7 protein-coding genes are annotated in these 6,626 nt (G+C 66.4%); 4 read left to right on the top strand and 3 right to left on the bottom strand.

What is annotated here, in order from left to right:
• Positions 1 to 39: 39 nt before the first annotated feature.
• Together proC and G5A07_RS08120 are read right to left on the bottom strand one after the other, a co-directional pair.
• Positions 40 to 861: a pyrroline-5-carboxylate reductase gene (proC, locus tag G5A07_RS08115; protein WP_049481360.1), complete on the bottom strand. Its 822-nt coding sequence runs from the start codon at positions 859 to 861 to the stop codon at positions 40 to 42.
• 18 nt (positions 862 to 879) lie between these two features.
• A complete protein-coding gene (locus G5A07_RS08120) occupies positions 880 to 1,557 on the bottom strand; it encodes a YggS family pyridoxal phosphate-dependent enzyme (protein WP_019336942.1) in 678 nt (225 codons plus the stop codon).
• 87 nt (positions 1,558 to 1,644) lie between these two features.
• Here G5A07_RS08120 and G5A07_RS08125 point away from each other — a divergent pair, with 87 nt between their 5' ends.
• The 3 genes from G5A07_RS08125 to G5A07_RS08135 all read left to right on the top strand — a co-directional run bounded on the left by G5A07_RS08125 (position 1,645) and on the right by G5A07_RS08135 (position 5,056).
• Entirely contained in the window at positions 1,645 to 2,682 is a 1,038-nt protein-coding gene (locus G5A07_RS08125) for a type IV pilus twitching motility protein PilT (RefSeq protein ID WP_006422551.1), read from the top strand.
• A 99-nt stretch (positions 2,683 to 2,781) separates the two neighbouring features.
• Positions 2,782 to 3,924: a PilT/PilU family type 4a pilus ATPase gene (locus tag G5A07_RS08130; protein ID WP_006422552.1), complete on the top strand. Its 1,143-nt coding sequence runs from the start codon at positions 2,782 to 2,784 to the stop codon at positions 3,922 to 3,924.
• A gap of 148 nt (positions 3,925 to 4,072) precedes the next feature.
• A complete protein-coding gene (locus tag G5A07_RS08135) occupies positions 4,073 to 5,056 on the top strand; it encodes an aldo/keto reductase (RefSeq protein ID WP_057503304.1) in 984 nt (327 codons plus the stop codon).
• Positions 5,057 to 5,118: 62 nt separating this feature from the next.
• On the opposite strand, the gene G5A07_RS08140 is transcribed toward G5A07_RS08135, so the two are convergent.
• Positions 5,119 to 6,015: a LysR family transcriptional regulator gene (locus G5A07_RS08140; RefSeq protein WP_043398312.1), complete on the bottom strand. Its 897-nt coding sequence runs from the start codon at positions 6,013 to 6,015 to the stop codon at positions 5,119 to 5,121.
• A 380-nt stretch (positions 6,016 to 6,395) separates the two neighbouring features.
• On the opposite strand from G5A07_RS08140, the gene G5A07_RS08145 reads away from it, so the two are divergent.
• Positions 6,396 to 6,608, top strand: coding sequence for a DUF4287 domain-containing protein (locus G5A07_RS08145; RefSeq protein ID WP_191863131.1), 213 nt, complete (start codon positions 6,396 to 6,398; stop codon positions 6,606 to 6,608).
• Positions 6,609 to 6,626 lie beyond the last annotated feature (18 nt).

Genomic DNA, 6,626 nt, shown 5'->3' on the forward strand with positions numbered 1-6,626 from the left:
TGACGGTGGGTGCCGACCGTTGGTCGGCACGCATCGGGATCAATCATTCGCCGCAGACAGTTCCTGCCCACGCACCTGTGCGGCACGCAGTGCGGTGTCCACCAGGGCCTCGAAGCCACCGGCCTGGAAGCTCTCGATCGCGGCCTGGGTGGTGCCGTTCGGCGAGGTCACGCGGCGGCGAAGCTCGGCCGGGCTCTCACCGGCTTCATCAAGCATGCGCGAGGCACCCAGCAGGGTCTGCACCACCAGCGTGCGCGCGGCGTCGGCTGGCAGGCCCTGGGCAATACCCGCCGCTTCCATCGCTTCGGCCAGCAGGAACACATAGGCCGGGCCACTGCCGGATACGGCAGTCACTGAATCCATCAGCGCCTCGCTGTCGATCCACACGGTGCGGCCTGCGCTGGCCAGCACCTTCTCGGCCTGTGCGTGCTGCTGCGTGTCCACCGACGGTGTGGCGAACAGGCCGGTCACACCTGCGCCGAGCAGGGCAGGGGTGTTCGGCATCGCGCGCACCACTGCCAGGTCGCCTCCCAGCCAACGCTGCAGCTGCGCGCTGGTGATGCCGGCGGCAATCGACACCACCATCGGTCGGTTCGCCTGTGCCAGTGCCCGCAGCGACTGGCAGACCTCACGCAGCACCTGCGGCTTCACCGCCAGCAGCCAGGTGCTGCCCTGCGCAGCGGCATCAATCGCGTTGTCATGCACCTGCACACCGAAGTCGGCGGCCAGCGCCTGGCGCAGTTCGGCCACCGGTTCGGCGACGTGGATGTGCGCGGCGGGTGTGCCCTGGCGGATCAGGCCGGCGATCAGGCTGCGCGCCATGTTGCCGCCGCCGATGAAAGTGATGGAATCAGCTGCCATGGAAAGCTCCTTGGAAAGTCAGGCTGGGCGCGGGCGCGCGCCGAACAGTGCGGTACCGATCCGCACCAGGGTGGCACCCTCGGCGATGGCTTCGGCGTAGTCGCTGCTCATGCCCATCGACAGCGTGTCGATCTGCGTGTGCTGGGCAGCCAGCGACTGGAAAAGTGTGCGCATGCGCACGAATGCATCCCGACGGTGCTCGGCCTCGGGCCATGGCGCGGGAATCGCCATCAGTCCGCGCAGGCGCAGGGTGGGTTCGGCGGCAATTGCGGCGGCGAGTACGTCCACTTCCTCCGGTGCACAGCCATGCTTGCTGGATTCGTCGTCGATGTTGACCTGGATCAGTACGTTCAGCGGGCCGCGCGCGGCCGGGCGATGGCGCGCAAGCGCCGTTACCAGCTTGGGCCGGTCCACGCTCTGCACCCAGTCGAAGTGGCTGGCCACGGCATCGGCCTTGTTCGACTGCAGGTGGCCGATCAGGTGCCACTCCAGCGCCAGGTGCTGCAGCGCCTGCATCTTGGCCAGCGCTTCCTGCACATAGTTTTCGCCGAAGGCATGCTGGCCCTGTGCGGCCAGCGCGGCCACGGCCTCGGCCGGCTGGGTCTTGGACACCGCCAGCAGGCGTGGATCGGGCCTGCCCGCGGCCTCGGCGGCGGCATGCAGGTTGCTCAGGATCTGGGGCAGGGGAGTGGCCACGTAACGCGTTCCGTTGAATCAGGAGGCTATACTGCCGCCCGGGGAAAGATCCTTCCAGTCGAAGCCGTTATTGGGGAGTAGCCGCTCATGGATATCGCCGAGCTGTTGGCGTTTTCCGTAAAGAACAAAGCGTCCGACCTGCACCTGTCCGCAGGCCTGCCGCCGATGATCCGCGTGGACGGCGACGTTCGCCGGATCAACATCCCAGCCCTGGACCACAAGCAGGTCCATGCGCTGGTGTACGACATCATGTCCGACAAGCAGCGCCGCGATTACGAGGAATTCCTCGAAGTGGACTTCTCCTTCGAGATTCCGTCGCTGGCGCGCTTCCGTGTGAACGCGTTCAACCAGAACCGCGGTGCCGGTGCGGTGTTCCGTACCATTCCGTCCGAGGTGCTCACCCTCGAGGACCTGGCCTGCCCGCCGCTGTTCCGCGAAGTGATCCAGCAGCCGCAGGGCCTGATCCTGGTGACCGGTCCGACCGGCTCGGGCAAGTCGACCACGCTGGCGGCGATGATCGACTACATCAACAAGAACGAATACGGCCACATCCTCACCGTCGAGGATCCGATCGAATTCGTGCACACCTCGCAGAAGTGCCTGATCAACCAGCGCGAAGTGCACCGTGACACGCATGGCTTCAACGAAGCGCTGCGCTCGGCGCTGCGTGAAGACCCGGACATCATCCTGGTCGGCGAACTTCGTGACCTGGAAACCATCCGCCTGGCACTGACCGCCGCGGAAACCGGCCACCTGGTGTTCGGCACCCTGCATACCAGCTCGGCGGCCAAGACCATCGACCGCATCATCGACGTGTTCCCGGCCGGCGAAAAGCCGATGGTGCGCTCGATGCTGTCCGAATCGCTGCGTGCGGTGATCTCGCAGGCGCTGCTGAAGAAGGTCGGCGGCGGTCGTACCGCAGCGTGGGAAATCATGGTCGGCACCCCGGCCATCCGCAACCTGATCCGTGAGGACAAGGTGGCGCAGATGTACTCGGCCATCCAGACCGGCCAGCAGTACGGCATGATGACCCTGGACCAGCACCTGCAGGACCTGGTCAAGCGCAGCCTGATCACCCGCAACCAGGCCCGCGACTACGCCAAGGACAAGCGCCTGTTCGAGTAAGGCGGGGCAGCCACGGGCGACGCGTGCAATGGCGCGGCCGCTCCGTGTTGTTTCCTCCACCGACCGTTACCTGGTAAACCGCTTTTCCGGGAGCCTGCTGTGAACACCACCGCGACCACCATCGATTTCACTTCGTTCCTCAAGCTGATGGCGCACCAGCGCGCCTCGGACCTGTTCATCACTGCGGGCATGCCGCCGGCGATGAAGGTCAACGGCAAGATCTCGCCGATCACGCAGACCCCGCTCACGCCGCAGCAGAGCCGCGACCTGGTCCTCAACGTGATGACCCCGGCGCAGCGCGAGGAATTCGAGAAGACCCACGAATGCAACTTCGCCATCGGCCTGTCCGGTGTCGGTCGTTTCCGCGTGAGCTGCTTCTACCAGCGCAACCAGGTGGGCATGGTGCTGCGTCGCATCGAGACGCGCATTCCGACCGTGGAAGAGTTGAGTCTGCCGCCGATCATCAAGACGCTGGCGATGACCAAGCGCGGCATCATCCTGTTCGTCGGTGCCACCGGCACCGGTAAGTCAACGTCGCTGGCGGCGATGATCGGTTACCGCAACCAGAACTCGACCGGCCACATCATCACCATCGAAGACCCGATCGAATTCGTGCACAAGCACGAGGGCTGCATCATTACCCAGCGTGAAGTCGGCATCGATACCGACAGCTGGGAAGCGGCGCTGAAGAACACCCTGCGCCAGGCGCCGGACGTGATCATGATCGGCGAAGTGCGTACCCGCGAAGGCATGGACCATGCCATCGCGTTCGCCGAGACCGGCCACCTGGTGCTGTGCACCCTGCATGCCAACAACGCCAACCAGGCGATGGACCGCATCGTCAACTTCTTCCCGGAAGACCGCCGCAACCAGCTGCTGATGGACTTGTCGCTGAATCTGAAGGGCGTGGTTGCGCAGCAGCTGATTCCTTCGCCCGATGGCCGCTCGCGCAAGGTGGCGATGGAGATCCTGCTGGGCACGCCGCTGGTGCAGGACTACATCCGCGATGGCGAGATCCACAAGCTGAAGGAAGTGATGAAGGACTCGGTCCAGCTGGGCATGAAGACCTTCGACCAGAGCCTGTTCGAGCTGTACCAGGCCGGTGAGATCAGCTACGAGGACGCACTGCGCTACGCCGATTCGCAGAACGAGGTACGCCTGCGCATCAAGCTCAGCCAGGGCGGCGACGCGCGCACCCTGTCGCAGGGGCTGGATGGCGTGGAGATCTCCGAGATCCGGTGACCTGGCGATGTGTAGAGTCGACTGACAGTCGACTCTACCGGGCGCGCGGGCGATTGATGAATTCCGGTCATGACCGACTGCCGTCCAGCCGGTTCAATCCAGCGCCCCTGCAGGCGTATCGTCAGCGCTCCCCCTCTGGAGCATGACGATGCAGACACGTGAACTCGGCCGCAGCGGCCTGAAGGTTTCCGCCCTGGGCCTGGGCTGCATGGGCCTGACCCATGCCTACGGCCAACCGGTCGAAACGGGCCAGGGCATTGCCCTGCTGCACGCCGCCGTCGAGCGCGGCGTGACCTTCTTCGACACCGCCGAGGTGTACGGCCCGTACACCAACGAAGACCTGCTCGGCCAGGCCCTGGCACCCTACCGCGACAGGCTGGTGATCGCCACCAAGTTCGGCTTCAAGGATGCGCGCACCGATGCTGGCCTGGACAGCCGCCCGGAGAACATCCGTGCCGTGGCCGAAGCCAGCCTCAAGCGCCTGCGTACCGACCATATCGACCTGTTCTACCAGCACCGCGTCGACCCGAACGTGCCGATCGAGGACGTGGCCGGTACCGTGCGCGACCTGATCGCCGAGGGCAAGGTCGGCCACTTCGGGCTGTCCGAGGCCAGTGCCGCCACCGTGCGTCGCGCGCATGCAGTGCAGCCGGTCACCGCCGTGCAGAGCGAGTACTCGCTGTGGTGGCGGGAACCGGAGCGCGAGCTGCTGCCGACCCTGCAGGAACTGGGCATCGGCTTCGTGCCGTTCAGTCCGCTGGGCCGCGGCTTCCTGACCGGTGCGATCAACGCCGATACCACTTTCGACGCCAACGACTTCCGCAACACCGTGCCGCGCTTCGAAGTGGAAGCACGCCGCGCCAACCAGGCGCTGGTGGACCGCATCAGCACGATCGCGGCGGCGCGGGGAGCGACCCCGGCGCAGGTGGCCCTGGCCTGGCTGCTGGCGCAGGCACCGTGGATCGTGCCGATCCCGGGCACTACCAAGGTTCACCGCCTGGAAGAAAACCTGGGCGCGGCCAACCTGCAGCTGGCGCCGGAGGAACTGCAGCGCATCGCACAGGCGCTGGATGAAGTGTCGATCGTCGGCGAGCGCTACAACGCGCAGCGTGCGGCGCAGGCCAAGGGCTGACCACCCGGCGGGTGCGGGCCGTTGGTGGCGGGTGCGGACCGTTGGTCCGCACTCCTTGAGCCTCACCCCATCGGCCCACGCAGCGCATCAAGCACCGTGCGCATCGCCACGGTGACGTGGCGGCGCGACGGGTAGTACGCGTAGTAGCCATCGAAGTGGGGGCACCAGTCGTCCAGCACCGACTGCAGCCGGCCATCGTCCAGCATCGGCTGCACCTGGTCTTCCGGCAGCCAGGCCAATCCGCTGCCGGCCAGCGCAGCGGCGCGGGTCATGCCCATGGTGTTGAAGGTCCACTGGCCGGTGACGCGCACGCTCAGTTCGTTGCCATCCTGGCCGAAATCCCACGGCATCAGCCCACCATGCGTGGGCAGGCGCAGGGTCACGCAGTTGTGGCCTGCAAGCTCGTCCGGATGCCGTGGCACCACATGCTGGCGGAAGTAGCTGGGCGCGCCGACCACGCGCATGCGCAGCGGCGGGCTGATCGGCACAGCGACCATGTCGCGCGCCAGCCGCTCGCCGAGGCGGATGCCGATGTCATAGCGCTCGGCCACGATGTCGGCCAGCCCGTAGTCGGCAGCCAGCTCCACCTTCAGGTCCGGGTACTGCTGCAGCAGCGGCGCCAGCCGCGGCCAGGCGATGTACTCGGCGGCGTGGCCGGTGGCATTGATGCGGATGGTGCCGGCCGGGCGTTCACGATATTCGGCCAGCGCGGCCAGCCCGTCCTCGATCTCGGCCAGGCGCGGGCCCAGGGTATCGAGCAGGCGGGCCCCGGCTTCGGTGGTGGAGACGCTGCGGGTGGTGCGGGTCAGCAGGCGCACGCCGAGGCGCTGTTCCAGGCCGCGCATGGCATGGCTGAGCGCGGACTGGGATATGCCCAGCTGGGCGGCGGCCTTGGTGAAGCTGCCCTCGCGGGCAACGTGGACGAAGGCCTGCAGGTCGTTGAGATTTTCGCGGGGCATGACGGGATGATACGGCCGGGCTGCGCCCGGCACCTGCCGAATCAACGTCAACGGCAACGTCAAAAGCTGGCTTCCCGTGGGAGGCGAGGTGGCTCAGGTTGCGGGGGACGGCGCAAGTACGTCCATGTAGCCTCGGTCGCGCTTGCTCGTGTGCGCTGTCCTGCGCACACGGCAAGACCGGGGTTGGGCGTCCTGCCCAACCCGCCCGAGGCATGCCTCGGGCCCATGGCGCTCACGCCCCCGCAACCTGAGCCACCCCGCCTTTGACAGTTTCCCGCGAGCTGTTGGAACGGCTTCGACCCCATTCTGTGTAGGCGTGTGGGGATGTCGATTTCAGGGACTGTGGTTCGTCGAATGAATGACTTCAACGGGAGCTGCACATGAGCACTGACACCAAGCCGAAAGGCCCGGCCTCGTATTTCCCCTCCATCGAGAAGACCTACGGGCAGCCGGTGGCGCGCTGGTTCGGCCTGCTGGCGGGGAAGAAGGGCCTGAAACACATGGAGCTGGTCAGCTTCCTGAAAAGTGAGCATGGGCTGGGCCATGGCCATGCCAACGCGTTGGTGGCACATCATCTGGCCGGCAAGGGCTGAGCAGGGGCGGGCCGGGGC

The sequence above is a fragment of the Stenotrophomonas sp. AS012628 genome (assembly GCF_010608305.1).
In the GTDB taxonomy this organism is placed as follows: Bacteria; Pseudomonadota; Gammaproteobacteria; order Xanthomonadales; family Xanthomonadaceae; genus Stenotrophomonas; species Stenotrophomonas geniculata.

Coding starts and splice junctions, on each gene's coding strand:
- G5A07_RS08125 (WP_006422551.1), top strand. CDS start 1,645: ATGGATATCGCCGAGCTGTTGGCGTTTTCCGTAAAGAACAAAGCGTCC.
- G5A07_RS08145 (WP_191863131.1), top strand. CDS start 6,396: ATGAGCACTGACACCAAGCCGAAAGGCCCGGCCTCGTATTTCCCCTCC.
- proC (WP_049481360.1), bottom strand. CDS start 861: ATGGCAGCTGATTCCATCACTTTCATCGGCGGCGGCAACATGGCGCGC.
- G5A07_RS08140 (WP_043398312.1), bottom strand. CDS start 6,015: ATGCCCCGCGAAAATCTCAACGACCTGCAGGCCTTCGTCCACGTTGCC.
- G5A07_RS08135 (WP_057503304.1), top strand. CDS start 4,073: ATGCAGACACGTGAACTCGGCCGCAGCGGCCTGAAGGTTTCCGCCCTG.